Source organism: Sphingomonas naasensis, assembly GCF_004792695.1.
Classification (GTDB): Bacteria; Pseudomonadota; Alphaproteobacteria; order Sphingomonadales; family Sphingomonadaceae; genus Sphingomonas; species Sphingomonas naasensis.
This window is the reverse complement of record NZ_SRXU01000009.1, coordinates 45722-68845: the sequence shown is the minus strand read 5'-3', so window position 1 is coordinate 68845 and position 23124 is coordinate 45722. Positions and strand designations below refer to the sequence as shown.

At 67.9% G+C, this 23124-nt stretch carries 30 protein-coding genes; 20 read left to right on the top strand and 10 right to left on the bottom strand.

Features of this window, described 5'->3' with window-relative positions; translation table 11 throughout:
- Positions 1-6: 6 nt before the first annotated feature.
- The 10 genes from E5A74_RS17985 (at position 7) to E5A74_RS17940 (ending at position 5979) form a co-directional block, all read left to right on the top strand.
- Positions 7-561 carry a Maf family protein gene (locus tag E5A74_RS17985; RefSeq protein ID WP_240699880.1) on the top strand — a complete coding sequence of 185 codons (555 nt, stop codon included), beginning with the start codon at positions 7-9 and terminating at the stop codon, positions 559-561.
- Entirely contained in the window at positions 558-1367 is an 810-nt protein-coding gene (gene aroE, locus E5A74_RS17980) for a shikimate dehydrogenase (protein WP_135987015.1), read from the top strand. Before E5A74_RS17985 ends, aroE begins: the two co-directional genes overlap by 4 nt.
- On the top strand, positions 1364-1957 hold the full coding sequence (gene coaE, locus E5A74_RS17975; RefSeq protein WP_135987014.1) for a dephospho-CoA kinase: 594 nt from the start codon (positions 1364-1366) through the stop codon (positions 1955-1957). Before aroE ends, coaE begins: the two co-directional genes overlap by 4 nt.
- A gap of 7 nt (positions 1958-1964) precedes the next feature.
- Entirely contained in the window at positions 1965-2657 is a 693-nt protein-coding gene (gene dnaQ / locus E5A74_RS17970) for a DNA polymerase III subunit epsilon (protein WP_135987013.1), read from the top strand.
- A gap of 59 nt (positions 2658-2716) precedes the next feature.
- Positions 2717-3316 (top strand): ribosome hibernation-promoting factor, HPF/YfiA family, encoded by a 600-nt coding sequence (gene hpf, locus E5A74_RS17965; protein WP_135987012.1) that lies wholly within the window; start codon positions 2717-2719, stop codon positions 3314-3316.
- Between the two features lie 40 nt (positions 3317-3356).
- Entirely contained in the window at positions 3357-3824 is a 468-nt protein-coding gene (locus E5A74_RS17960) for a PTS sugar transporter subunit IIA (protein WP_135987011.1), read from the top strand.
- Positions 3811-4284: a PaaI family thioesterase gene (locus tag E5A74_RS17955; protein WP_135987010.1), complete on the top strand. Its 474-nt coding sequence runs from the start codon at positions 3811-3813 to the stop codon at positions 4282-4284. Before E5A74_RS17960 ends, E5A74_RS17955 begins: the two co-directional genes overlap by 14 nt.
- Entirely contained in the window at positions 4281-4622 is a 342-nt protein-coding gene (locus E5A74_RS17950; RefSeq protein WP_135987009.1) for a DUF1491 family protein, read from the top strand. Before E5A74_RS17955 ends, E5A74_RS17950 begins: the two co-directional genes overlap by 4 nt.
- Before the next feature lie 165 nt (positions 4623-4787).
- On the top strand, positions 4788-5435 hold the full coding sequence (locus E5A74_RS17945) for a cell wall hydrolase (RefSeq protein WP_135987008.1): 648 nt from the start codon (positions 4788-4790) through the stop codon (positions 5433-5435).
- Between the two features lie 61 nt (positions 5436-5496).
- Positions 5497-5979 (top strand): MmcB family DNA repair protein, encoded by a 483-nt coding sequence (locus E5A74_RS17940; protein ID WP_135987007.1) that lies wholly within the window; start codon positions 5497-5499, stop codon positions 5977-5979.
- A 275-nt stretch (positions 5980-6254) separates the two neighbouring features.
- Here E5A74_RS17940 and E5A74_RS17935 read toward each other — a convergent pair whose 3' ends face one another.
- On the bottom strand, positions 6255-6851 hold the full coding sequence (locus E5A74_RS17935; RefSeq protein ID WP_240699873.1) for an ankyrin repeat domain-containing protein: 597 nt from the start codon (positions 6849-6851) through the stop codon (positions 6255-6257).
- Between the two features lie 84 nt (positions 6852-6935).
- On the opposite strand from E5A74_RS17935, the gene E5A74_RS17930 reads away from it, so the two are divergent.
- From E5A74_RS17930 to E5A74_RS17920, 3 genes are read left to right on the top strand one after another with little or no spacing between them, the layout of a single operon-like run.
- Entirely contained in the window at positions 6936-7523 is a 588-nt protein-coding gene (locus E5A74_RS17930; RefSeq protein ID WP_135987114.1) for an SCO family protein, read from the top strand.
- The gene (locus E5A74_RS17925) at positions 7520-7954 is read left to right on the top strand and encodes a YcgN family cysteine cluster protein (protein ID WP_135987005.1); all 435 of its coding nucleotides are present in this window, start codon (positions 7520-7522) and stop codon (positions 7952-7954) included. The genes E5A74_RS17930 and E5A74_RS17925 overlap by 4 nt, the downstream gene beginning before the upstream one ends.
- Positions 7951-8634 carry a M48 family metallopeptidase gene (locus E5A74_RS17920; protein WP_135987004.1) on the top strand — a complete coding sequence of 228 codons (684 nt, stop codon included), beginning with the start codon at positions 7951-7953 and terminating at the stop codon, positions 8632-8634. Before E5A74_RS17925 ends, E5A74_RS17920 begins: the two co-directional genes overlap by 4 nt.
- Positions 8635-8782: 148 nt before the next feature.
- On the opposite strand, the gene E5A74_RS17915 is transcribed toward E5A74_RS17920, so the two are convergent.
- The 4 genes from E5A74_RS17915 to E5A74_RS17900 are packed head-to-tail and all read right to left on the bottom strand — an operon-like array spanning position 8783 to position 12463.
- Positions 8783-10924 carry a transglycosylase domain-containing protein gene (locus E5A74_RS17915; RefSeq protein WP_135987003.1) on the bottom strand — a complete coding sequence of 714 codons (2142 nt, stop codon included), beginning with the start codon at positions 10922-10924 and terminating at the stop codon, positions 8783-8785.
- A 41-nt stretch (positions 10925-10965) separates the two neighbouring features.
- Positions 10966-11400 (bottom strand): peptide-methionine (R)-S-oxide reductase MsrB, encoded by a 435-nt coding sequence (gene msrB, locus E5A74_RS17910; RefSeq protein ID WP_135987002.1) that lies wholly within the window; start codon positions 11398-11400, stop codon positions 10966-10968.
- A 33-nt stretch (positions 11401-11433) separates the two neighbouring features.
- Positions 11434-11934: a sterol desaturase family protein gene (locus tag E5A74_RS17905; protein WP_135987001.1), complete on the bottom strand. Its 501-nt coding sequence runs from the start codon at positions 11932-11934 to the stop codon at positions 11434-11436.
- Between the two features lie 40 nt (positions 11935-11974).
- Positions 11975-12463 carry a hypothetical protein gene (locus E5A74_RS17900; RefSeq protein ID WP_135987000.1) on the bottom strand — a complete coding sequence of 163 codons (489 nt, stop codon included), beginning with the start codon at positions 12461-12463 and terminating at the stop codon, positions 11975-11977.
- Positions 12464-12485: 22 nt separating this feature from the next.
- Between E5A74_RS17900 and E5A74_RS17895 the strand changes: the two genes are divergently transcribed.
- The 6 genes from E5A74_RS17895 to E5A74_RS17870 all read left to right on the top strand — a co-directional run bounded on the left by E5A74_RS17895 (position 12486) and on the right by E5A74_RS17870 (position 17039).
- On the top strand, positions 12486-12794 hold the full coding sequence (locus tag E5A74_RS17895) for a hypothetical protein (RefSeq protein ID WP_135986999.1): 309 nt from the start codon (positions 12486-12488) through the stop codon (positions 12792-12794).
- Between the two features lie 157 nt (positions 12795-12951).
- On the top strand, positions 12952-14151 hold the full coding sequence (gene sucC / locus E5A74_RS17890; RefSeq protein ID WP_135986998.1) for an ADP-forming succinate--CoA ligase subunit beta: 1200 nt from the start codon (positions 12952-12954) through the stop codon (positions 14149-14151).
- On the top strand, positions 14148-14606 hold the full coding sequence (locus E5A74_RS17885; protein WP_135986997.1) for a GFA family protein: 459 nt from the start codon (positions 14148-14150) through the stop codon (positions 14604-14606). Before sucC ends, E5A74_RS17885 begins: the two co-directional genes overlap by 4 nt.
- Positions 14607-14695: 89 nt before the next feature.
- Positions 14696-15448, top strand: a complete 753-nt coding sequence (locus tag E5A74_RS17880) for an electron transfer flavoprotein subunit beta/FixA family protein (protein WP_135986996.1) — start codon at positions 14696-14698, stop codon at positions 15446-15448.
- Positions 15445-16374, top strand: coding sequence for an electron transfer flavoprotein subunit alpha/FixB family protein (locus E5A74_RS17875; protein WP_135986995.1), 930 nt, complete (start codon positions 15445-15447; stop codon positions 16372-16374). The genes E5A74_RS17880 and E5A74_RS17875 overlap by 4 nt, the downstream gene beginning before the upstream one ends.
- A 2-nt stretch (positions 16375-16376) precedes the next feature.
- Positions 16377-17039: a phytanoyl-CoA dioxygenase family protein gene (locus E5A74_RS17870; RefSeq protein WP_135986994.1), complete on the top strand. Its 663-nt coding sequence runs from the start codon at positions 16377-16379 to the stop codon at positions 17037-17039.
- A 273-nt stretch (positions 17040-17312) separates the two neighbouring features.
- On the opposite strand, the gene E5A74_RS17865 is transcribed toward E5A74_RS17870, so the two are convergent.
- Both E5A74_RS17865 and E5A74_RS17860 read right to left on the bottom strand, forming a co-directional pair.
- Positions 17313-17669, bottom strand: coding sequence for a hypothetical protein (locus tag E5A74_RS17865; protein ID WP_135986993.1), 357 nt, complete (start codon positions 17667-17669; stop codon positions 17313-17315).
- A gap of 278 nt (positions 17670-17947) precedes the next feature.
- Positions 17948-18481, bottom strand: coding sequence for a hypothetical protein (locus tag E5A74_RS17860; RefSeq protein ID WP_135986992.1), 534 nt, complete (start codon positions 18479-18481; stop codon positions 17948-17950).
- A gap of 118 nt (positions 18482-18599) precedes the next feature.
- On the opposite strand from E5A74_RS17860, the gene E5A74_RS17855 reads away from it, so the two are divergent.
- Positions 18600-19802 (top strand): MFS transporter, encoded by a 1203-nt coding sequence (locus E5A74_RS17855; RefSeq protein ID WP_240699879.1) that lies wholly within the window; start codon positions 18600-18602, stop codon positions 19800-19802.
- Here the strand turns inward: E5A74_RS17855 and nhaA are convergent.
- From nhaA to E5A74_RS17840, 3 genes are read right to left on the bottom strand one after another with little or no spacing between them, the layout of a single operon-like run.
- On the bottom strand, positions 19771-21033 hold the full coding sequence (gene nhaA / locus E5A74_RS17850; RefSeq protein ID WP_135986991.1) for a Na+/H+ antiporter NhaA: 1263 nt from the start codon (positions 21031-21033) through the stop codon (positions 19771-19773). The two genes, E5A74_RS17855 and nhaA, sit on opposite strands and share 32 nt — an antisense overlap.
- A complete protein-coding gene (locus tag E5A74_RS17845) occupies positions 21030-22634 on the bottom strand; it encodes a lysine--tRNA ligase (protein WP_135986990.1) in 1605 nt (534 codons plus the stop codon). The genes nhaA and E5A74_RS17845 overlap by 4 nt, the downstream gene beginning before the upstream one ends.
- Before the next feature lie 13 nt (positions 22635-22647).
- Positions 22648-23085 carry a MerR family DNA-binding protein gene (locus E5A74_RS17840; RefSeq protein WP_135986989.1) on the bottom strand — a complete coding sequence of 146 codons (438 nt, stop codon included), beginning with the start codon at positions 23083-23085 and terminating at the stop codon, positions 22648-22650.
- Positions 23086-23124: the final 39 nt, after the last annotated feature.

Sequence of the window (23124 nt, the reverse complement as noted above, 5' to 3'; positions counted from 1 at the left end):
CGGGCGATGCTCGATGCCGCGGGCGTGCCGCACGAAGCGGTCGCCGCGCAGGTCGACGAGGCCTCGGCCAAGCAATCGTTGATCGCCGCCGGTATCTCGGCCCGCGATCTGTCCGATGCGCTCGCCGAATTGAAGGCGCTCAAGGTCTCGCGGCTGGCGCCGGGCGCGCTGGTGCTCGGCGGCGATTCGATCGTCGCGCTCGACGACGGGACGCTGCTCGACAAGCCGGTGAGCCGCGAGAATGCCGCCGAGCATCTGCGAATGATGTCGGGGCGGCAGCACGACATCTATTCGGCGGCGGTGATCGCCGAGGGCGGCCGCGCGGTCTGGCGGCATGTCGATCGCGCGCGGCTGTTCGTCCGGCCGCTGTCGGAGCCCTTCATCGAATCCTATCTCGACCGGGAATGGCCGGCGATCGCCGGCTGCGTCGGCTGCTTCCGGATCGAGGGGCCGGGCGTGCAGCTGTTCAGCCGCACCGAGGGTAGCCATTTCACCATCCTCGGCATGCCGTTGCTGCCGATTCTCGATTATCTGCGCGTGCGGGGAGTTTTGACGTCATGACACCGTACGCCGAAGTGATCGGCGATCCGATCGGTCACTCGAAATCGCCGCTGATCCACGGCTTCTGGCTCGACGCGCTCGGCATCGACGGTGCCTATCGCGCGACGCACGTGACCCCCGATGCGCTCGCCGGCTATTTCGAATCGCGGCGCGGCGATCCCGCGTGGCGCGGCTGCAACGTCACCATCCCGCACAAGCAGGCGGCGCTCGACCATGTCGAGGATCGCGGCGGGGTCCGCGCCTCGATCGGCGCGGTCAACACCGTGGTGCGCGCCGAGGACGGCGCGCTGGTCGGCACCAACACCGATGCCGGCGGCTTCTATGCGCCGATCGCCGGGCTCGATCTCGAGGGCCGGCATGCGGTGGTGATCGGCGCGGGCGGCGGCGCGCGCGCGATCCTGTTCGCGCTGGCGCGGATCGGTATCGGCCGCGTGACGATCCTCAACCGCAACGTCCTCAAGGCTGCGGCGCTGCTGTCGAACTTCGGGATCAAGGGAGACGCGGTGCCGCTGGGCAGCCCACTCCCGCCGGCCGATCTGCTGGTCAACGCCAGCGCGCTGGGGATGCAGGGCCAGGCGGCGCTCGACATCGATCTGTCGCCCTTGCCCGAGCATGCCGTGGTCTACGACATCGTCTATGCCCCGCTCGAAACCGGGCTGCTCGCGCAGGCGCGCGATCGCGCGCTCGATACGGTCGACGGGCTCGACATGCTGATCGGCCAGGCGGCGCTGGCGTTCGAATTGTTCTTCGGCGCCGAGCCCCCGCGCGAGCGCGACGAGGAGCTTCGCGAGCTGCTCACGCGATGATCACCGTCGGCCTCACCGGGTCGATTGGCATGGGCAAATCGACCGTGGCGCGGATGTTCGCGGAGGAAGGCGTGCCGCTGTTCGACGCCGATGAGACCGTGCATCGCCTCCAGGGCCCGGGCGGGGCGCTGGTCGCGGCGATCGAGGCGGCCTTCCCCGACACCACCGGCACCGAAGGCGTCGACCGCACCGCGCTGCGCGAGGCGGTGTTCGGCGACGAGGCGGCGTTCGCCCGGCTCGAGGCGCTGGTCCACCCCGCGGTCGCACGCGAGCGCGATGCGTTCCTCGCCGCCAACGCCGATGCGCCGATCGTAATGCTCGACGTGCCCCTGCTGTTCGAGGCGGGCGGCTGGGCCAAGGTCGACAGGATCGTCGTCGTCTCGGCGCCGGCCGAAGTGCAGCGCGCGCGGGTGCTGGGCCGGCCGGGGATGACCGCCGACCGCTTCGAATCGATCCTCGTCCGCCAGCTTCCCGATGCCGAGAAGCGCGCCCGCGCCGATTTCGTCATCACCACCGATGCCCCGCTAGAGGACACGCGGGCACGCGTGCGCGAGGTCCTCACTTGCCTAGCCGCGCCGGGGGGAGGATAAGGCCCTCATGCGCGAAATCGTGTTCGACACCGAAACGACGGGGCTCAGCTTCGCGGGCGGAGACCGGCTGGTCGAGATCGGCTGCATCGAGCTGGTCAACCGCGTGCCGACCGGCAAGCACCTGCACCATTATATCAATCCCGAGCGCGACATGCCGGCCGAGGCCGAGCGCGTCCACGGACTGAGCGCGCGCTTCCTTTCGGACAAGCCGCTGTTCCACGACGTCGTCGAGGAGTTGATCGAGTTCCTCGGCGATTGCCCGCTGGTCGCGCACAATGCCGGGTTCGACTTCTCGTTCCTCAACGGTGAGCTCGGCCGCTGCGGCCGGCCGGCGATCGATCATGGCCGCATGGTCGACACGCTGGCGATCGCGCGGATCAAGCATCCCGGCGCCAAGCACACGCTCGACGCGCTGTGCGTGCGCTACGGCATCGATCTCAGCGCGCGCACCTTGCACGGCGCGCTGCTCGACGCGCAGCTGCTCGCCCAGGTCTATGTCGAATTGACCGGCGGGCGGCAGATCACGCTCGGCCTCGCGGTCGATGCTCCGATGATGCGCGAGACGCCCGCCGAGGCGCCGACACGCGTGCATGTGCGACCTGCGCGGCATTTTGCGGCTTCGGCCGTGGAACTTGAGCGCCACGCAGCCTTTGTCCAGGGATTGGAGGACCCGCTCTGGGCCCTGGCCGCATCCGGGTGATCCCCGGATCCGGCCATCGGGGTCTCGACGGGGCCTCATATTGAAGCGGAGGTGAAATCATGGATATCCGAGTCTCTGGCCATCAGGTCGAAACCGGTGACGCGCTCAAGACGCTGGTCACCGACCGACTCCAGGGTATCAGCGACAAATATTTCGCCCGCGCGCTCTCGTCACAGATCACCTTCGGCAAAGGCCCGCACGACAACGGCTTCACCTGCGACATCGTGATGCACGTGATGCAGGGCCTCGTGCTCAAGGCGACGAACAAGGGAATGGAGGCCAATGGCGCGTTCGACGGCGCGGCCGATCGCATCGACAAGCAGCTCCGCCGCTATGTCAGCCGGCTCAAGGACCGTCAGGCCGGGGTGGTCAGCGCGCTCGCCGAGAACGGCGCCTATGACGGCGGGTTCGACAATGCCGGCTACACGCTGTTCCAGGAGGCCGGCGACGAGGAAGCGCCCGTCGAGGCGCCGCTGATCATCGCCGAGACCCGGGTCGACGTGCCCGAGGCGACGGTCTCCGATGCGGTGATGATGCTCGATCTCCGCCACACCAACGCGCTGCTGTTCCGCAATACCGCCACCGGTGTCCACAACATGGTCTATCGCCGCGGCGACGGGACGATTGGGTGGGTTGAGCCCAACCGCGCACAGGCCTAGGGGGAAGGCCGCCGCGGGGTGGCGCATAGTTGGACTATCGATGACCGAACTCAGCGATTTGCTGACGCCCGAGGCGGTGCTCGCCGGCCTGGGCGCGGCGAACAAGAAGACTTTGTTCCAGCAGCTCGGGGTGGCAGCGGCGCGCGCCTATGGCATCGACGCCAGGCTGGTCACCGAACGGCTCGCCGAACGCGAGAAGCTCGGCTCGACCGGTTTTGGCGGCGGGATCGCCATTCCGCATGCCAAGCTCGACGGCCTCAGGCATGTCGCGGGGGTGTTCGTCCGGCTCAACCAGCCGATCGATTTCGCCGCGATCGACGATCTGCCGGTCGATCTGGTGTTCATGCTGCTCTCGCCGGTCGGCGCGGGCGCCGAGCATCTCAAGGCGCTCGCCTGCGTCTCGCGCAAGCTGCGCGACCGGCATTTCTCGGCAAAGCTGCGCGGCGCGGCGTCGGACGACGCGCTGTTCGCGCTGCTCACCGCCGTGGAGACGCGTGACGCCGCCTGAATCGCCCCCGGCTCCGCGCGGCGCCGAAGCGCATTTCCGCGCGCTCGAATCGCTCTATGCCGCCGCGCCGATCAACCGGCTGTTCGAATCGGTGCTCGAGATCAGCGCGGGCGGAGTCGCGCGGATCCGCTTCGAGATCGACCAGCGCTATTTCCACGCCGCCGGCGCCGCGCACGGCACGAGCTATTTCAAGATGCTCGACGATGCGGCGTTTTACGCAGCGAACAGCCTCGTCACCGATCGCTTCCTGCTCACCACCGCGTTCAACCTGCTGTTCACCAAGCCGCTCGGCGAGGGGCCGGTGATCGCCGAGGGGCGCTGGGTGAGCGGCCAGCGCCGCGTGTTCGTCGCCGAGGCGCGGCTGATCGATGCGAGCGGCGAGGAGGCGGCGCGCGGCACCGGCACCTTCATGCGCTCGCGCATCCCGCTCGCCTCGCTCCCCGGCTATCGGCCGGCATGATGGCGCGGCTGACCAGCGCGATGCTGGTGAGCGCGCTCGTCCGCGGCGCCGATCAGCGCGGCGGATCGGCGATGGTCCTCGCCAAAGGCGATGCCACCGCTGGCGGAATCCTGCTGCTAACGTACCGGAAAGGCACGAATCCCCGCTTCTTCGAGCGGGGGCTGGGGCCGGCGGGCACGCCCGCGCTGATCCCCGCCGGTCCACAAGATATTGGGGATGAGCAAGCGGTCAGCGACTATTGGGAGCGTCGCCGCCGATTCGATTCGGATTTATGGGTGGTCGAACTGGATATCGCAGACGCCGAACGGTTCGCCGCTGAATTGTTGAACCTTTATTGACTTAACGCGTGCGCGCGGGGCAAGGCGGCCACTCGTTCCATAGCGTTGTGCCGGTCGGGGTGTGAAACCGGGCGGTTACGCAGTCGGGGGGGAAGCCCGGCGGCCCGTAAAGATCAGCAGATCAAGGGGGTCGGCCGCGCACCAACCGCACAGTGCTGATACCTGATGAAGTTCATGCCACGTGCCGCGACCTTCGCGGCTGTGACTTTTTGCGCTGGCGCACTTGCGAATGCAGCCACGCTCGATGCCGTTCCGGCCAGCCAGGAGGCGCCGGTTCAGGTCATCAACACCCAGGAACATCATGTTGTTCCCGCGCCCCGGATCGCGGCGCAGCCGGTCCTCAAGCAGGATGGCGAGATCGTGCAGCCCCTCCCCGAGGCGGCGCTCAAGGAAGATCAGGACTTCGCGACTCTCTCGGCCGCGGTTGCCGCGCACGAGGACGACGCCACTGCCGATGCCGAGCTCAACTGCCTCGCGATCGGCGTCTATTATGAATCGAAGAGCGAGCCGCTCGCGGGCCAGCTGGCCGTCGCCGATGTGCTGATCAATCGCACCAAGTCGGGCCGCTTCCCCAAGAGCGTGTGCTCGGTGCTCACCCAGCGCGGCCAGTTCTCGTTCGTGCGCGGCGGCAAGCTGCCGACGCCGCCGGCCAATGCCCAGTGGCGCAAGGCGCTCGCGGTGGCCAAGGTCGCGCGCAACGATCAGTGGGACAGCCCCGCCGGCGAGGCGCTCTATTTCCATGCCCGCTATGTCCGGCCGGGCTGGAACCGTCCGCGCGTCGCGACGGTCGGCAATCACATCTTTTATCGTTGAGATCGTCCCCGCCGTTCGGGCGGGGCTTTCCGACGTTCGTCAAATGTTCTAACAGCCGGGGATGACTTCCCCGGCTGTTTTGCCATCCGACGCGCCGTTGATCGCCGCCGATGTCGCGCGCGGCGTGACGCGGATGCTGCTGCGTCACGATATCGCGACGATCGCCGAAGTGCCGCTCGACGGCGGCCGCCGTGCCGATCTGATGGCGCTCGATGCGCGCGGCAACATCGTCATCGTCGAGATCAAGGTGTCGCGCGCCGATCTGCTCGGCGACGGCAAATGGACCGATTATCTCGCGCATTGCGACCGCTTCTTCTGGGCGGTACCGGCGGGATTCGATCTGCGGCCGTTCGAGCAGGAAGGCTTCCTGCCGCAGCGCGCGGGGCTGATCGTCGCCGATCGCTACGACGCGGCAGTGGTGCGCGAAGCGGCGACGGTGCCGCTGGCGAGCGCGACCCGCAAGAAATGCACGCTCGCCTTCGCGCGCCGCGCGGCGCGGCGCGTGACGCATCTGCTCGATCCCGAGGCCGGGCAGATCGTCTAGGGTCCGTACGCAATACCCACAACGGTCGGGATCGCCCGGAGACGTGCGCTGGCAAGGAAGCTCGCGCAGCGCGGGCTGGTGGCCCGGGCAAGCGGGCTGACGCAGTCCAGCGTGCGTCTCCGGGCGACCGCGCAGCGGCGGGCCGCTTTTGGCGCACAGCCACGTCACGACCCAAGTCCTTGGGGTCACGACGACACCGCGTCGCTCCCTCCTCGTTCCTCCCCGTGCGCCAAAATCGGCTCCGTCACCACCATTGCCGGTGTTGCGTACGGACCCTAGTGCGCGCTCGGCCCGCTCGCCGCCGCCTGACCCTTTTTGGGCGCGTCGGCGAGCATCTTGGCGACGTTCGGCCAGCGCGTCCCCTCGCGGGCATAGTCGCGCGCGGACTTGCCGCTGCCGTAATCGGCGCGGTCGGGATCGGCCTTGGCGTCGAGCAGCTGGCGGATGACGTCGGGATTGTGCATCTGCACCGCGCGGATCAGCGGGGTCTCGCCGCCGGCATTGGCGAGGTTCACATTGGCGCGGTACTTGATCAGGATGCCGACGCCCTCGCTCCAGTTCTGCTCGACCGCGATCATCAGCGCGGTGTTGCCGCGCCCGTCCTGCAGATTGGGATTGATGTCGTCGGCCTGGAGCAGCGCGCGCAGGTAGAGCGCGTCCGAACGGCGCGCGACGATGTGCAGCGCGCCCTCGCCGCTGCCGCGATCCTTGGCGTTGACGATGCGCAGCGAGCGATCGAGCAGGAACTTGTTGACCTTGTTCCCGTCGGATTTGCGGATCGCCTCAAGGAATTCATAGCTGTCGGAAAACTGTTGGGCCGCGGCGGGGACGGCAGTGAGCGCCAGCGCGGCGGCAGCGGCTACGCGGAACATACGAAAACCCATGATGTGGCTGAACCCCTAACTGGAACCCCGTTCTTGCAAGCGCGGGCCTAACAGATCATGGCTGATCGCGCCATGTACAGGATGTTTCCAGCCCTCGCGCTGCTCGCCGCGGTCCCGCTCGCCGGCTGCGGTGCCGCGAAGCCCGCCGAGCCGCCGCTTGCCGGCGCGCGGATCGGCGGCGCGTTCACGCTCGTCGATCAGAACGGCAAGACCGTGCGCGACAGCGATTTCGCCGGAAAATACCGCATCGTCTATTTCGGCTACACCTATTGCCCCGATGTCTGCCCGACCGACATGGCCAAGATCGGCCAGGCGATGACGCTGCTCGAAAAGCAGGCGCCCGCGGTCGCGGCGCGGGTGGTGCCGATCTTCATCACGGTCGATCCCGAGCGCGATACGCCGGCAGCGGTCAAGCAGTTCGTCGCCAACTTCCATCCGCGCATCGTCGGGCTCACCGGCAGCCCCGAGGCGATCGCCGCGGTGGCGAAGAATTATGCGATCTATTTCAAGAAGCAGCCGCCCGCGCCCGGCGGCGGCTACATGGTCGATCATGTCGCGATCGCCTATCTGATGGGTCCGAACGGCGAGCCGATCGCGACCTTGCCGATCGATCAGGACGGCAAGGCGATCGCCGCCCAGGTGCAGCATTGGGTGCGATGAGCGGGCGCTTCTGGGAAGATACGCCGCTGGCGAAGCTCGACCGCGCGCAATGGGAGGCGCTGTGCGACGGCTGCGGCAAATGCTGCGTCCACAAGCTCGAGGATGAAGAGACCGGCGAGCTGCACGCCACCAACGTCGCCTGCCGGCTGCTCGATCGGCGGATGGGGCAGTGCAGCGATTATCGCCATCGCCATGCCTATGTCAGCGAATGCGTGCGGCTCAACGCCAGCAACGTCGCCGGAATCGAATGGCTGCCCTCGACTTGCGCCTATCGGCTGCGCGCCGAGGGCAAGCCGCTGCCCGACTGGCATTATCTGGTGAGCGGCGATCGCGAATCGGTCCATGCCGCCGGCCAGTCGACGCGCGGCTGGACGATCTCCGAGGACGATGCCGGCGATTTCGAGCATCATCTGGTGGATCGGGAGCTTTGAGCGGCGCGATCGAGGTCGTCCGCAACGCCCGCGCCCGCCGGATGCGCCTCGCAGTCGATCCGCGCGACGGCAAGGTGCGGCTGACGCTGCCGCTCCGCGCCTCGCTGCGCAAGGCATTGGCATGGGCCGAGGAGCAGCGCGGCTGGATCGCGGCGCAGCAGGCGCGGCTGCCGGGCAGCCTGCCGCTGGTGCCGGGTGCCTTCTTCCCCTTTGCCGGGCGCGAGGTCGCGATCGATCACGCGCCCTCGGCGGCACGGACGCCGAAGCTGGACGGCGATCGGCTGATCTGCGGGGGGCCGCGCGACGGGCTCGAGCGCCGGATCGAGCGCTGGCTGCGCGGCGAGGCGCTGCGCGTGCTCAGTGCCGAGACCGCCGAATATGCCGAGCGCGCCGGAGTCACGGTGACGCGCGTTTCGATCGGCGATCCGCGCGGGCGCTGGGGGAGTTGCGCGTCGTCGGGCGCGATCCGCTACAGCTGGCGGCTGATCCTTGCGCCCGACCATGTGCGTCGCGCGACCGTCGCGCACGAAGTCGCGCACCGCATCCATATGAACCATTCGCCGGCGTTCCACCGGCTGGTCGAGACGCTGTTCGAAGCCGATCCCACCCCGGCGCGGCACTGGCTGCGGCGCAACGGCGCGGCGCTGCACTGGGTGGGGCGGGCCGAGGCGGCGGCCTGACCCGATCCCGTAGATCCTCCCTCGCGAAGCGGGGGAGGTGGCGCCGAAGGCGACGGAGGGGGCTTCTCCCCAAGCCATGTCGCCCGTTGAGATGCCCCCTCCACCAGCTTCGCTGGTCCCCCTCCCCCGCTGCGCGAGGGAGGATTTTCTAGAACCCTTCCGGATTGTCGCGCGGCGGCGTGCGTTCCTGCGGCGGCTGGCGCGCGCCGTCGCGCGGCGGCGGGGCGCGGCCGGGATCGGGCTGTTGCTGCGGCGCCGGCGCCGGCGGGCGATTGCCGGTCATCCGGTCGATCCAGTCCTGGTCGAGCTGCTCGTCGCCCTGCTGCTCCTCGGTCCCGTCGCTGCGTGGCTGCTGGTCCTCGGGCAGCGGATTGCCGTCCGCGTCGACGAACATGCCGTTGTCGGGCTGGGTGTAATAGGCATTGTCCTCGGGCTCGAGCTGCCATTCGGGCAGCGTCACCTGCGTCTCGAACGGCTCGACCGGCCGGTTGGCGACGGCCTTGCTCATGAACGATGCGAAGGCGCGCGCCGGCGCGGTGCCGCCCTGCAGCCCGGGAACCACCTTGGCGTCGTCGCGGCCCATCCACACTCCGGTGGTCAGCCCGCTCGAGAAGCCGACGAACCAGCCGTCCTTGTTCGAGGTGGTGGTGCCGGTCTTGCCGGCGACCGGGCGGCCGATCTGCGCCGCATGGCCGCTGCCGGTCGCCACCGCGGTCTGGAGCAGATCGGTCATCTGCGCGGCGACATAGGGCGCCACCAGCACATGGCTGGTATCGACTTCGTGCTGGTAGATGACATTGCCGTTCGCGGTGACGCGGGTGATGCCGAACGGGGTGACCGCGACGCCCTTCTGCCCCACCGAGGCGAAGGCGCGGGTCATGTCGATCAGCCGCACGTTCGAGGTGCCGAGCACCATCGCCGGCTGGGTGTTGATCGGGGTGGTGATGCCGAAGCGCCGCGCCATGTCGGCGACGGTGCCGAAGCCCACTTCCTGGCCGAGCTTGGCCGCGATCGTGTTGAGCGAATAGGCGAAGGCGGTGCGCAGCGTGACCTGCCCCGAATTGCGCCCCGAATTGTTGCGCGGGGTCCAGCCGTTGATCGTCACCGGCTCGTCGACGACGATGTCGTCGAGCTTGTGCCCGGCCTCGAGCGCCGAGAGATAGACGAACAGCTTGAACGCCGAGCCGGGCTGGCGGACCGCCTGCGTCGCGCGGTTGTAGATCGACGCGACATAATCCTTGCCGCCGACCATCGCGCGCACCGCGCCGTCGCGGTCGAGGCTGACCAGCGCGCCCTGCGCGTTGGCCGGCGCGTTCTTGCGGATCGCCTCGTCGGCGGCGCGCTGCATGTTGAGATCGAGCGTCGTCCACACCTCGAGCGGCGCCTCGGTCTCGTCGATCAGCATCTCGAGCTGCGGCAGCGCCCAGTCGGTGAAGTAGCGCACGCTGTTCTGGCGCGGCTCGGGGGCGAGCTTGACGGTGCGCGGATCGGTCGCCGAAGCGGTCGCCTGGCTGATCTTGCCGGTCTCGGCCATCACGTCGAGCACCACGCTGGCGCGGCTCACCGCCGCCTCGGCATCGGCGGTCGGCGAATAATGCGACGGCGCCTTGACGAGGCCGGCGATCACCGCCGCCTCGGCGAGGCTCAGATTGGTCGCGGGATGGCCGAAGAATTTGCGGCTCGCGGCGTCGATGCCATAGGCGCCGCCGCCGAAATAGACCTTGTTGAGATAGAGCTCGAGGATCTGCTCCTTCGAGAATTTGCGCTCCATCGCCAGCGCGAGCACCGCCTCGCGCATCTTCCGCCCGAAATCATATTTGTTCGACAGGAAGATCGTCCGCGCGACCTGCTGGGTGATCGTCGAGGCGCCCTGGAGGCGGCGGCCGGTGCCGCGATTGGCGATGCCGGTGCGCACCGCGCGGGCGAGGCCCCAGGGATCGACGCCCCAGTGATTCTCGAAACGGCGATCCTCGACCGCGACGATCGCATCGCGCATCACCGCGGGGATCTGGTCATATTTGATCCATTCGCCATAGCTCGGCCCGAGCGACACCAGCACGGTGCCGTCGACCGCATGGACGCGGATCATCTGGCCGTTGGGCGAGGATTTGAGCTCGTCATAGCTCGGCAGCGAGGATTTGGTCGAATAGACCGCGATCAGCAGCGCGATCACGGCGAGCAGCCCGACGCTGACGCCGGCGATCAGCGTCCAGATCCCGAGCTTTTTCCAGCCCGAGCCGGTGCGCCACCAGGATTTGCGTGCGGAGGTTTGCGGTTTTCTGGAAGCCATCGGAAGCGGTGGTTAAGCCCTAAACCGTCGGCTCACAAGAATCAGGCGCCGGACGGGTCGCTGCTAGCGCCGTTTGCGTTGCCGCTGCGTGAACGAAAATCGAGGCTGACCGAATTCATGCAATAGCGTAGCCCGGTCGGCGGCGGCCCGTCGGGGAAGACATGGCCGAGATGCCCGTCGCAGCGCGCGCAGCGCACCTCGACCCGGCGCATGCCGTGGCTGACATCGGCATGCTCGACGACATGGCCGGCCGCGATCGGTTGGGTGAAGCTCGGCCAGCCCGATCCCGAATCATATTTGTCGGCGCTATCGAACAATTCGAGCTGGCACGCCGCGCAGCGATAGATGCCGTCGGCCTTGTTGTCGTTGTAGCGGCCGGAAAAAGCGCGTTCGGTGCCGGCCTCGCGCAGCACGTGGAACTGTTCCGGGCTGAGGCGCTTGCGCCATTCGGACTCGGACAGGTTGAGCTGTTCCATGGGCTCTTCATGTGTGCCGCCCCGCCGCGCGCGTCAATCCGGCGCAACACTAACCCGGATCAAGCCGCCGCGCGCCTTGAGCTGGCGCTTGAGCGTGTCGGCGGGTGGCGCCCAGAGAAATCCGAAGCTGACCGTGCCGTGCTTCGATTCGACCGCGTGGTGGAGCCGATGCGCCTGGACGATACGCTTCATGTAGCGCGAGCGGGCGACATAGCGGTGCGGCAGCCGCTTGTGGACGATGACGTCGTGAAAGCCGAAATAGATCGCGCCATAGGCGGCGATTCCCGCGCCGATCCATGTGCAGCCCGGCCACCAGCCGAGCTGGACCCCGCCGAGCAGCAGCACGATCGACGGGATCGCGAAGACCACCGCATAAAGGTCGTTCCACTCGAACGCGCCGGTGCGCGCGCGGTGGTGGCTGGCATGGAGGAACCAGCCGGGGCCGTGCATCACCCAGCGATGCGCGGCACAGGCGAAGCCCTCCATCCCGGCGACGGTGCCGAGGAACAACAGGATGCCGAGCCACGGGTTCATGCTTGCCAGATAGGGTGCGTAGGGCGCCGCGTCATGTCTGTCAGAACGCGAAGCGCGTATCGTCGCACGGCATGGGCGTCAGGCGATAGGAGGCGAAGGCCTTCTCGCCGCCGCCGACATGCTTGCGTTCGACGATGGTCCAGCGCCAGCCCTTCCCGTCGGATACGAGGCGATTGGTATAGGTCGCGTCGGGATAGCTGTAGAGGACCTCGATGGCGCCGTTCTTGACCTCGCCCACGCCCCCGGCGCTGTAGCCGGCGCCGAAGCTGTCCATCCACCAGCTGTTGATCCAGCGCTTGTCGTGATCGCCGAGCAGGATCGCGGCGTCATAGGGGTCGGCGGGATCGAGCCCGTGCATCTCGAGCAGCAGATAGCGGCTGCCGAGCCGCCACGCGCCGCGAACGCGCGTCCGCACCGGCTTGCCCAGCACCTCGCCCGGCGCGTCCCAGCAGCCGGCTAGTCGGTCGAGCGCGGCATGGGCGGGATCGAGGGGAGGCGGGGCGAGCGCGAGCGCGGTTGCGAGGAACATCGACGCCCGATAGCGGGGCGCGATGATCAGAACCACCACGCTTTTGGCGCTCGCCGCTTCGTTGCTCGCCGGCTGCGCCGTACCCGAGGCACGGCTCCGCTCGGGGCTGATCCGCGCCGGCCTCCCCAAGCCGCTCTCGGCGTGCATGGCCGAGCGGATGGTCGATCGGTTGTCGCTCAAGCAGCTGATGCGGATCGCCGACCTCCCCTATGCCGGCGGCGCCGAGTCGGTCGATCAGTTCCTCCACCGCGTCCGCGCGCTCGGCGATGCCGAGATTCTCGGCGTCACCTCGAGCTCGGCGGCGCTCTGCGCCACCGGGCTGGCGGGCTGAGCTTCCGCTGCGGTCAGCGATTCGGCCCCGCGACGCGCTGTCCAGGGCAATTATTGCAATTACGTCGCAATTGCATTTGAGCGGAAAAGATTTGGATTCCGCGGCGTGCCGTGCTTAAGGCCGGCGCAAACTCCGCCAGCAACATGAGGGCGCGCCCATGAACATCCACGAATATCAGGCCAAGGAACTCCTCGCCAAGTACGGCGCGCCGATCGCCGCGGGCCATGCCGCCTTCACTGTCGAGGAAGCCGTCGAGGCCGCGAAGCAGCTCCCCGGGCCGCTTTATGTGGTGAAGTCGCAGATCCATGCCGGCGGCCGCGGCAAGGGCAAGTTCAAGGAGCTCGGCCCCGACGCCAAGGGCGGCGTCCGCCTCGCCTTCACGCTCGACGAGGTCCGCGCGCACGCCACCGACATGCTCGGCAACACGCTGGTGACGATCCAGACCGGAGAGGCCGGCAAGCAGGTCAATCGCCTCTACATCACCGACGGCGCCGACATCGCGAAGGAATTCTACCTCGCCTTGCTCGTCGATCGCGCCACCGGCCGCGTCGCCTTCGTCGTCTCGACCGAGGGCGGCATGGACATCGAGGAAGTCGCGCATGCCACTCCCGAGAAGATCCACACCTTCGCCGTCGATCCCGCGACCGGCTTCCAGCCGCACCACGGCCGCGCCGTCGCCGCCGCGCTCGGGCTCACCGGCGATCAGGGCAAGCAGGCCGCCAAGGTCGCGTCGTCGCTCTACGCCGCCTTCCTCGGCACCGACGCCGAGCAGATCGAGGTCAACCCGCTGGCACTGACCGAGCAGGGCAATCTCCTCGTCCTCGACGCCAAGGTCGGCTTCGACGGCAACGCGATGTTCCGCCACAAGGATCTCGCCGCGCTGCGCGACGAGAGCGAAGAGGATCCCGCCGAGCTCGAGGCGTCGAAGTACGACCTCGCCTATATCAAGCTCGACGGCGACATCGGCTGCATGGTCAATGGCGCCGGCCTCGCCATGGCGACGATGGACATCATCAAGCTCAACGGCATGTTCCCCGCGAACTTCCTCGACGTCGGCGGCGGCGCCAACAAGGAGAAGGTCACCGCGGCGTTCAAGATCATCCTGAGCGATCCGGCGGTGAAGGGCATCCTCGTCAACATCTTCGGCGGGATCATGCGCTGCGACATCATCGCCGAGGGCATCGTCGCCGCGGCGAAGGAAGTGAACCTCCAGGTGCCGCTGGTCGTCCGCCTCGAGGGCACCAACGTCCAGCAGGGCAAGGACATCCTCGCCAATTCGGGCCTCGCCATCGTTCCCGCGAACGATCTCGGCGACGCGGCGCGCAAGATCGTCGCGGAGGTCCAGAAGGCGGCATGACCGACGCGGCCGGAACGGTGGAAGGTGGATGTCGCTGCGAGCGCGTCCGCTTCCGCCTGTCCGGCCCGCCGATCTTCACCGCGGCGTGCCATTGCCGCGGCTGCCAGAAGATGACTGCGAGTGCCTATTCGGTCAGCGGTGCCTGGCCCACCGAGCGGTTCGAAGTCATCGCCGGCGAGCCCGTGATCGGCGGGATGCACGGCGAGTCTCGCCATTATTTCTGCGGCCATTGCCTGAGCTGGATGTTCACCCGGCCCGCCGGCTTCGACAGTTTCGTGAATGTCCGCACGACCCTGCTCGACACGCCCCCGGCGGATCCGCCTTTCGTCGATACCTTCACCTCCGAAAGCCTGCCTTGGGCGAAGACCGGCGCGACGCACCGCTTCGCAACCTTCCCGCCGCCCGAGGCTTTCGAGCCGCTGACACAGGAATTCGCGCGCGTTCACGCAGGTTGACGTTCGCGTAAACGTAAGCCAGTGACGTTATCATTCGAGGCTCGACCTTTCCTCCCCGGGATCAGGGAAGAGCCAAGGGAGAGAAGCAGATGAAGCTGTTGGTGCCGGTCAAGCGCGTGCTTGACTATAATGTGAAGCCCCGCGTGAAGCCCGACGGGACGGGGGTCGACCTCGCCAACGTCAAGATGAGCATGAATCCCTTTGACGAGATCGCGATCGAGGAGGCGGTTCGCCTGAAGGAGAAGGGCGTCGCCACCGAAGTCGTCGTCGTCACGATCGGCGTCGCCAAGGCCGAGACCGACGTGCTGCTCACCGCGCGGGCGATGGGCGCCGATCGCGCCATCCTGATCCAGACCGATGACGAGGTCGAGCCGCTCGGCGTCGCCAAGCTGCTCGCCAAGGTCGCCGAAGAGGAGCAGCCCGGGCTGATCATCCTCGGCAAGCAGGCGATCGACGATGATTCGAACCAGACCGGCCAGATGCTGGCGGCGCTGCTCGGCTGGGCGCAGGGCACTTTCGCCTCGAAGGTCGAGCTCGCCGGCGAGCGGGTGAAGGTCACCCGCGAAGTCGATGGCGGGCTCGAGACGGTCGATCTCAAGCTGCCGGCGATCGTCACCACCGATCTCCGACTCAACGAGCCGCGCTATGCGACTCTGCCCAACATCATGAAGGCCAAGACCAAGCCGGTCGCGAAGAAGACCGTCGCCGATTACGGCGTCGATGTTTCGCCGCGGCTCAAAATGCTCAAGGTGGTCGAGCCCGGCAAGCGCCAGGCCGGCATCAAGGTGGGCTCGGTCGACGAGCTGGTCGAGAAGCTCAAGGCTCTGGGAGTCGCGAAATGAAGACGTTGGTCTGGGTCGAACACGACAATCAGAGCCTCAAGGATGCCACGCTCGCGGCGGTGACCGCCGCGGCGAAGCTGGGTGAGGTCCACCTCCTCGTCGCGGGCAAGGGCGTCGACGGCGTCGCTGCCGAGGCGGCGAAGATCGAAGGCGTGGGCAAGGTCCATGTCGCCGACGACGCGGCGTACGAGCATGCGCTGGCCGAGAATGTCGCGCCGCTGATCGTGGCGCTGATGGACAGCCACGACGCGGTGCTGTTCCCGGCGACCACCACCGGCAAGAACATCGCGCCGCGCGTCGCCGCGGGCCTCGACGTGATGCAGATCTCGGACATCCTCTCGGTGGAAGGGCCCGACACCTTCACCCGTCCGATCTATGCCGGCAATGCGATCGCCACCGTGCAGACCAGCGACAAGAAGCTGGTGATCACCGTGCGCGGCACCGCCTTCGCCAAGGCGGCGACCAGCGGCGGTTCGGGCACGGTCGAGGCGGTGTCGGCTGCCGGCGACAAGGGTCTCTCGACCTTTGCCGGCGCCGAGATCGCCGAATCGACGCGCCCCGAGCTGACCAGCGCCAAGGTGATCGTCTCGGGCGGCCGCGCGCTGCAGAACAGCGAGAATTTCCATACGATCATCGAGCCGCTCGCCGACAAGCTCGGCGCCGCGGTCGGCGCCTCGCGCGCCGCGGTCGACGCGGGTTACGTTCCCAACGACTATCAGGTCGGCCAGACCGGCAAGATCGTCGCGCCGGAGGTCTATATCGCGGTCGGCATCTCGGGCGCGATCCAGCACCTCGCCGGGATGAAGGATTCGAAGACGATCATCGCGATCAACAAGGACGAGGACGCCCCGATCTTCCAGGTCGCGGACATCGGCCTCGTCGGCGACCTGTTCAAGATCGTCCCGGAGCTGACCGGGAAGCTCTGAGCTTGGATCTCGACTTCGACGAACATGGGGCGGCGCACCTCCGCGGTGCGGCCGCCCCTTTTCTGTCCACGCTCGAGGCGATCGTCGCGACGCTGCCGTCGGATCGCGCTGGGGTGCGGCTGTGCAACGTCCCGGGGCTGGCGGAACTGCTCGTCCCCCCCGCGCTGGGCGCAGCTGCGGCGGCGAAGCTCGACGAGGGTGCGCGGCCCGTCCGGGCGATCCTGTTCGACAAGAGCCCCGCGACGAACTGGGCCTTGGGCTGGCATCAGGACCGCACGATCGCGGTCCAGGCGCGGGCCGAGATTCCGGGCTATGACCCATGGTCGGTCAAAGCAGGCCTCCAGCATGTCGAGCCGCCCTTTTCGATAATCGAGAAGATGGCGACGGTCCGCATCCACCTCGACGCCGTGCCGGCGGATAACGCTCCATTGCTGATCGCGCCGGGATCGCACCGCCTCGGCAAGATCCCCGAATCCGGGCTCGGTGAGGCGGTAGCGCGATGCGGGTCCGCAGAATGCCTCGCCGAAGCGGGCGATGTCTGGATCTACGCCACTCCGATCGTCCATGCCTCGGCGGCGGCGCAGGGCCTGCGCAGACGCCGGGTGCTGCAGGTCGATTATTCGGCGGAGACGCTGCCGCGCCCGCTCGAATGGTTGGGCCTCTAGCGTCTATTTCTCCGGGCTCTCCACGAGGATATCTTCCGCCCCGGCGGCGCGGAATTGACCGCTCACGATCGTCGCGATCAACAAGGACGAGGAAACCCCATCTTCCAGGTCGCGGACATCGGCCTCGTCGCGACCTGTTCATGATCGTCCCGGAGCTCACCGCAAAGCTTTGAGGCTGGATTGAGGGGCCGAACGAGGGCGCGCGCCTGTGGGGCGCCCCTTTGCTGCTCCGCCGGGCCGAACGCTTGGCGGTTGCCGCCCCGATTGCGTACGTTAGCGCAAGTCGGGCGGGTATTCGTCCCGGGCAATAATCACCTGCTTGGCCATTCCGCTCACGTCCAAGAAGTGATGACCGACTTGGCCGATCAGCGGCGCAGTCAGACCGACTGCTAAATCGATCGTTTCACGCGAGCATTGCCAGCGCAGAACGCCGCCATCGCTAGTCAGCGTTGAGCCTTCCCCTCGCGTGATGGCGACACCGCCTGTTGGACCGTCGATTGCAAAGGCGATGCTATTGCCCGCGCGAAGCCCGTCGAGGCCCCTGAGAAGTGAAACCATGTCTTCCGCGCCGCCCCACAGGAGCAGGGTGGTTGCGCCTTTAAAGTTATCAAAAACGCCAGCCTTCAGCATAGCTCGACGCTAAAGCTCAAAGTGTCTGCTTTCCACCCGATAGTCGCCACCCGGCCGGCGCTTGCAATGTAGGATTCCGCCTGCTTGGCTCGCCGCCGGTCCGGCAGCAGCCTGGACGCGCTCTTTGACGCCGTCGATTTTCCTACAGCCGCGCGCAACCACATTTCCTACCCGCGCAACGCGAGAGTCGTTTGATCGCGACTCTTGCGACTCTAGGCCGGTCAAACCCTACAAAATGCCCGCGCCGGCGTCCTACAGGCGCCGGGCCCTCGCCGCGCTCACTCGGCCGGCTTGATGCTCTCGACGAGGATGTTCTTCCGCCCCGGCGGCGCCGAGTTGACCGCCTCGCGCGCATCGCATTTCGGATCGGGCGCGAGCGCGTACCAGTGGATCCGGGTGCGCTGGCGCAGCGTGCGGAACAGCTTGCCGGTGGCGGGCACGGTCATTTGCGCATCGAAGCGACCGTCGGTGGACATAATCGCGCGCCATTCGAGCGGCTCGGCGCGCAGCGTCGCCTTCTTCGCGTCTAGATAGTCGTTCTGGATCATCGCGGGCTCAAGCTGCACCACCAGATCGCGCCCGGCCATGATGTTGGTGAAGCCGACATTGGAGAATTCCTCGACCGACCAGCTGCCGTCGGCCGCCGCCTCGCCCCAGCCGACCCGCAACGGGCTGCCGCGCCGCACCGCCGCGATCAGCGCCGCGCGGCTGCCGGCGACGTCCTCGCCCTGCGGGCCGTTGGCGAACAGGAAGCGCCATTCCGAGACGCAGGGATCCGGTGCGGCGAAGCCAAGCAGTGCGGCGATCAGCATGGCCGGGTTCTAGCCACCCTGCCCTGCCCCGTCGAATCGTTGCGCTTGCGCCCGCTGCATTCGTATGTGCAGCCGCGAATGGTTGACGCTGCGGTGCAGCATGGCCACCTGCACGGCGATGCATGCGCCCGCCCCCCGCACGACGCCCGTCGCGCTCGTCCATTTCGCGCTCGCGATGGGCGGGTTCGCGATCGGCACCACCGAATTCGCGACGATGAGCCTCGTGCCCTATTTCGCCCACGGGCTCGGGATCGACGAGCCGACCGCGGGGCATGTGATCAGCGCCTATGCGCTCGGCGTGGTGGTCGGCGCGCCCTTGCTCGCGGTGCTCGGCGCGAAGATGGCGCGGCGCACCTTGCTCATCCTGCTGATGGCCAGCTTCGCGCTGTTCAACGGATTGAGCGCGCTGGCGCCGACCTATGGCTGGATGCTCGTCTTCCGCTTCCTCAGCGGCCTGCCGCACGGCGCCTATTTCGGCATCGCGGCGTTGGTCGCGGCGTCGCTGGTGCCCGACAACCAGCGTTCGCAGGCAGTCGGCCGGATGCTGCTCGGGCTCACCATCGCGACCGTGATCGGCGTGCCGCTCGCCAATTGGCTGGGCCAGGCGGTGGGCTGGCGCTGGGGGTTCGCGGTGGTCGCGGTGCTCGCGCTGCTGACCATGGCGCTGGTCTGGCGGCTCGCGCCGCGCGACCGGCCGGCGCACGATGCCAGCCCGTTGCGCGAGCTCGGCGCGCTGGCCAATGGCCAGGTCTGGCTGACGCTCGGCATCAGCGCGATCGGCTTTGGCGGGCTGTTCTGCGTCTATACCTATGTCGCCTCGACGCTGCTCGAAGTGACGCGCGTTCCGGCGAGCATGATCCCGGTCGCGCTGGCGATCTTCGGCGCGGGGATGACCGCGGGCAACATCATCGTCCCCAAATTCGCCGATCGCGCGCTGATGCCCAGCGCCGCGGCGCTGCTGCTGTTCAGCGCGCTCGCGCTCGCGCTCTATCCGCTGGCGACCGCGCATTTCTGGTCGCTCTGTGTGGCGGTGTTCGCGATCGGTCTCGGCGGCTCGCTGGGCGCGATCCTCCAGACCCGACTGATGGACGTCGCCGGCGATGCGCAGATGCTCGCCGCGGCGCTCAACCATTCGGCGTTCAACACCGCCAATGCGCTCGGGCCGTGGCTCGGCGGGATGGCGATCGCGGCCGGCTGGGGCTGGGCTTCGACCGGCTATGTCGGCGCGGCGCTGGCGCTCGGCGGATTCGGCGTCTGGTGCCTCGCGATGCTCGCCGAGCGCCGCGCGCTCAGGGCGTCTCGCGCGCTTCCGGTGTCTTGAGCGGCGCGGGGGCGGGCGCGAATCGCAGCACCAGATAGCCGGCCAGCGCCGACAGCACCGATCCGGCGAGCACGCCGATCTTCACTTCGCTGACGAGCTCGGGCCGATCCGGAAAGGCGAGGCCGCCGATGAACAGGCTCATCGTGAAGCCGATCCCGGCGAGCAGCGACATGCCATAGATCTGCATCCAGCCGGCCTGGCCCAGTCGCGGGGCGAAGCCGGTGCGCGCGGCGAGCCAGATGCTGCCGAAAATGCCGATCTGCTTGCCGACGAACAATCCCGCCGCGATCGCGAGCGGCAGCGGCGCGATCAGCACCCAAGGCGAGACCCCGGCGAGCGGCACCCCGGCATTGGCGAAGCCGAACAGCGGCACGATCAGATAGGCCGACCATGGATGCAGCGCATGCTCGAGCCGGTGCAGCGGCGAGGTGACGTCGTCGGGCATCGCCGGAGACTTGACGATCGGGATCATCATCGCCGCGGCCACGCCCGAGATGGTCGCATGCACGCCGGACAGAAAGATCAGCCACCACAGCAGCACGGCGAGGGCCAGATAGATCGGAAGGCGCCGCACGCCGCTGCGGTTGAGGACATACATCGTCGCCAGCACCAGCCCGGCGCCGGCGAGCGCGAGCGTGTTGAGGTGATCGGTATAGGCGAGCGCGATGATCGCCACCGAGCCCATGTCGTCGACGATCGCGACGGTGGTGAGGAACAGCTTGAGCGCCGCCGGCGCCCGGCTGCCGAGCAGCGCCAGCACGCCGATCGCGAAGGCGATGTCGGTCGCGGCGGGGATCGCCCAGCCCTTCGAGAGACCGGCGACGCCGTGGGTCACCCCGAGGTAGATCAGCGCGGGGACGACCATCCCCGCCGCGGCCGCGACGATCGGAAGCCGCCGCCGCTCCCAGCTCGCCAGCCGGCCGTCGACGAACTCGCGCTTGATCTCGAGCCCGACGAGCAGGAAGAACACCGCCATCAGGCCGTCGTTGATCCACAGATGCACCGTCATCGGGCCGTGCGCCGGCGAGATGGTCGGGCCCGTCTCGAGATGGAGCAGGTGGAAATAGCCCGCCGACAGGCCCGCGAGATTGGCGCAGAGCATCGCCAGCGCCGCCGCCACGATCAGGAAGATCCCGCCCGAAGCCTCGCTCCGGAGGAAATCGCGCAGCGCCGACTCGATCCGGACCGCGGCCTCGGTGACCGGCCCGGCCTCTTCCTCGGGCGCGCTCATCCCCGTGCGAGCGCCTCGGCGATCAGCTTGCGGCTGTTGTCGATCCCGTAGAGCGCGATAAAGCTGCCCATGCGCGGCCCCTGCTCCGATCCCAGCAACGTCTCGTAGAGCGCCTTGAACCAGTCGCGGAGATTCTCGAACCCGCCAAGATCGCCAAACTGCGCCTTGCCGATCTCGTAGACGATGTTCTGGATGTCCTCGGCGGGGGCATCGGCGGGAAGCGCCGCCAGCTCGGTGTCGAGCCGCGCGAGCGCCGCGATCTCGATGCCCTGCGGCGCGCGGCGCGCCGGCTTGTCGGCGACGTCGCGAACGAACGCGATCGCGAAGGGCACCATCGCGTCGAGCGCGGGATAGTCCGCGCCGGCCTCGGGAAGATAGCGCGCCAGATAGCCGCGCACCTGCTCCGCGGTCGCGCCGCTGCCCAGCACACCCACCAGATTGAGCAGCAGCGAGAAGCTCACCGGCGGCGGCTGATCGGGCACCGCGCCATTATGGATATGGTGCGCGGGGTTGCCGAGCTGCTGCGCGATCGGCTGGCCGGGATAGTCGGCCACCGCCTTCCAGTAATCGTCGATCGCGCGCGGGATCACGCCATAGTGCAGCGCCTTGGCCTTTTTGGGCTCGCGATAGGCATAGAAAGCGAGGCTCTCGTCGGGGCCATAGGTCAGCCATTGCTCGAGGCTGAGCCCGTTGCCCTTGGACTTGGAGATCTTCTCGCCCTTCTCGTCGAGGAACATCTCATAGTTGAACCCCTCGGGCGGCTTGCCGCCGAGCACGCGGGCGATCTTGCCCGACTGGATCACCGAATCGATCAGGTCCTTGCCGGCCATCTCGTAATCGACTCCCAATGCGACCCAGCGCATCGCCCAGTCGACCTTCCACTGGAGCTTGGCCTTGCCGCCGAGTATCGACTGCTCGATGCGCTCGCCTTCATCCTCGAACGCGATCGTGCCGGCCTCGGGATCGAGCACCTCGATCGGCACCTGCAGCACCACGCCCGACTTCGGGCTCACCGGCAGCACCGGCGAATAGGTCGCCTGGCGCTCGGCGCGGAGCGTCGGCAGCATCACGTCCATGATGCCCTGATAATGGCGCAGCACGCCCTTCAGCGCTTCGTCGAACTTGCCGCCAGCATAATAGTCGGTCGACGAGACGAATTCATATTCGAAGCCGAAGCGATCGAGGAATTCGCGGAGCATCGCGTTGTTGTGATGCGCGAAGCTCTCATGCGTGCCGAACGGATCGGGGATGCGCGTCAGCGGCTTGCCGAGATGCGCGGCCAGCATTTCCTTGTTGGGGACGTTGTCGGGCACTTTGCGCAGCCCGTCCATGTCGTCGCTGAACGCGATCAGCCGCGTCGGAACATCGCTCAGCGCCTCGAACGCCCGGCGGACCATCGTCGTGCGCAGCACTTCGTTGAAAGTGCCGATATGCGGCAGCCCCGACGGGCCGTAGCCGGTCTCGAACAGCACATGCCCCTTGGCCGGCGCGCCCCCCTGTTCAATGGCGGGATAGCGTTTGAGCAGCTTGCGCGCTTCTTCATAGGGCCAGGCCTTGGAGTCGAGCGCGGCGGCGCGCAGGGTCTGCTTGTCGGTCGTCATTGCACGAGCGCGTCTAGCGGCCTCGCCCGCCCTTGGCGACCCCTCCGGCCGGATCGAATGCCTCGAGGATCGGGCACGGCCCCCGATCGCTGGCGCTGCAATGCGCGGCGAGCCGGCCGAGCGCGGCACGTGCGGCCTCCAGCTCGGCGATCCGCGAATCGAGCGCGGCGATCCGCGCGGTGGCGAGCGCGCGGACCCGGGCGCGATCCTGCGTGGCGTCGAGCGCGAGCAGCTCGGCGATCTCCTCGAGCGTGAACCCTGCGGTCTGCGCGTTGCGGATGAAGCGCAGCCGGCGGACGTCGTCGCTGCCATAGCGTCTTATGCCCCCGCCGAGCCCGCTCCCGCCGGTGCGCGGCGGCTCGGGCAGCAGCCCGCGGCGCTGATAATAGCGCGCCGTCTCCACCCCGACATCGCCTGCCTTGGCGAGCCCCGCGATCGTCAGCGAATCCATGCTTGACTCCGTACTATGGTACGGAAGCCATATGGGTGA

Excerpts from the sequence above, each read along its gene's own strand:
- E5A74_RS17930 (WP_135987114.1), top strand. The coding sequence starts at position 6,936 with ATGTACAGGATGTTTCCAGCCCTCGCGCTGCTCGCCGCGGTCCCGCTC.
- sucC (WP_135986998.1), top strand. The coding sequence starts at position 12,952 with ATGAACATCCACGAATATCAGGCCAAGGAACTCCTCGCCAAGTACGGC.
- hpf (WP_135987012.1), top strand. The coding sequence starts at position 2,717 with ATGGATATCCGAGTCTCTGGCCATCAGGTCGAAACCGGTGACGCGCTC.
- aroE (WP_135987015.1), top strand. The coding sequence starts at position 558 with ATGACACCGTACGCCGAAGTGATCGGCGATCCGATCGGTCACTCGAAA.
- E5A74_RS17845 (WP_135986990.1), bottom strand. The coding sequence starts at position 22,634 with ATGACGACCGACAAGCAGACCCTGCGCGCCGCCGCGCTCGACTCCAAG.
- coaE (WP_135987014.1), top strand. The coding sequence starts at position 1,364 with ATGATCACCGTCGGCCTCACCGGGTCGATTGGCATGGGCAAATCGACC.
- E5A74_RS17875 (WP_135986995.1), top strand. The coding sequence starts at position 15,445 with ATGAAGACGTTGGTCTGGGTCGAACACGACAATCAGAGCCTCAAGGAT.
- E5A74_RS17900 (WP_135987000.1), bottom strand. The coding sequence starts at position 12,463 with ATGTTCCTCGCAACCGCGCTCGCGCTCGCCCCGCCTCCCCTCGATCCC.
- E5A74_RS17885 (WP_135986997.1), top strand. The coding sequence starts at position 14,148 with ATGACCGACGCGGCCGGAACGGTGGAAGGTGGATGTCGCTGCGAGCGC.
- nhaA (WP_135986991.1), bottom strand. The coding sequence starts at position 21,033 with ATGAGCGCGCCCGAGGAAGAGGCCGGGCCGGTCACCGAGGCCGCGGTC.
- E5A74_RS17915 (WP_135987003.1), bottom strand. The coding sequence starts at position 10,924 with ATGGCTTCCAGAAAACCGCAAACCTCCGCACGCAAATCCTGGTGGCGC.
- dnaQ (WP_135987013.1), top strand. The coding sequence starts at position 1,965 with ATGCGCGAAATCGTGTTCGACACCGAAACGACGGGGCTCAGCTTCGCG.
- E5A74_RS17840 (WP_135986989.1), bottom strand. The coding sequence starts at position 23,085 with ATGGATTCGCTGACGATCGCGGGGCTCGCCAAGGCAGGCGATGTCGGG.
- E5A74_RS17895 (WP_135986999.1), top strand. The coding sequence starts at position 12,486 with ATGATCAGAACCACCACGCTTTTGGCGCTCGCCGCTTCGTTGCTCGCC.
- E5A74_RS17865 (WP_135986993.1), bottom strand. The coding sequence starts at position 17,669 with ATGCTGAAGGCTGGCGTTTTTGATAACTTTAAAGGCGCAACCACCCTG.
- E5A74_RS17925 (WP_135987005.1), top strand. The coding sequence starts at position 7,520 with ATGAGCGGGCGCTTCTGGGAAGATACGCCGCTGGCGAAGCTCGACCGC.
- E5A74_RS17950 (WP_135987009.1), top strand. The coding sequence starts at position 4,281 with ATGATGGCGCGGCTGACCAGCGCGATGCTGGTGAGCGCGCTCGTCCGC.
- E5A74_RS17960 (WP_135987011.1), top strand. The coding sequence starts at position 3,357 with ATGACCGAACTCAGCGATTTGCTGACGCCCGAGGCGGTGCTCGCCGGC.
- msrB (WP_135987002.1), bottom strand. The coding sequence starts at position 11,400 with ATGGAACAGCTCAACCTGTCCGAGTCCGAATGGCGCAAGCGCCTCAGC.
- E5A74_RS17905 (WP_135987001.1), bottom strand. The coding sequence starts at position 11,934 with ATGAACCCGTGGCTCGGCATCCTGTTGTTCCTCGGCACCGTCGCCGGG.
- E5A74_RS17985 (WP_240699880.1), top strand. The coding sequence starts at position 7 with ATGCTCGATGCCGCGGGCGTGCCGCACGAAGCGGTCGCCGCGCAGGTC.
- E5A74_RS17860 (WP_135986992.1), bottom strand. The coding sequence starts at position 18,481 with ATGCTGATCGCCGCACTGCTTGGCTTCGCCGCACCGGATCCCTGCGTC.
- E5A74_RS17940 (WP_135987007.1), top strand. The coding sequence starts at position 5,497 with ATGACTTCCCCGGCTGTTTTGCCATCCGACGCGCCGTTGATCGCCGCC.
- E5A74_RS17855 (WP_240699879.1), top strand. The coding sequence starts at position 18,600 with ATGCATGCGCCCGCCCCCCGCACGACGCCCGTCGCGCTCGTCCATTTC.
- E5A74_RS17935 (WP_240699873.1), bottom strand. The coding sequence starts at position 6,851 with ATGTTCCGCGTAGCCGCTGCCGCCGCGCTGGCGCTCACTGCCGTCCCC.
- E5A74_RS17880 (WP_135986996.1), top strand. The coding sequence starts at position 14,696 with ATGAAGCTGTTGGTGCCGGTCAAGCGCGTGCTTGACTATAATGTGAAG.
- E5A74_RS17945 (WP_135987008.1), top strand. The coding sequence starts at position 4,788 with ATGAAGTTCATGCCACGTGCCGCGACCTTCGCGGCTGTGACTTTTTGC.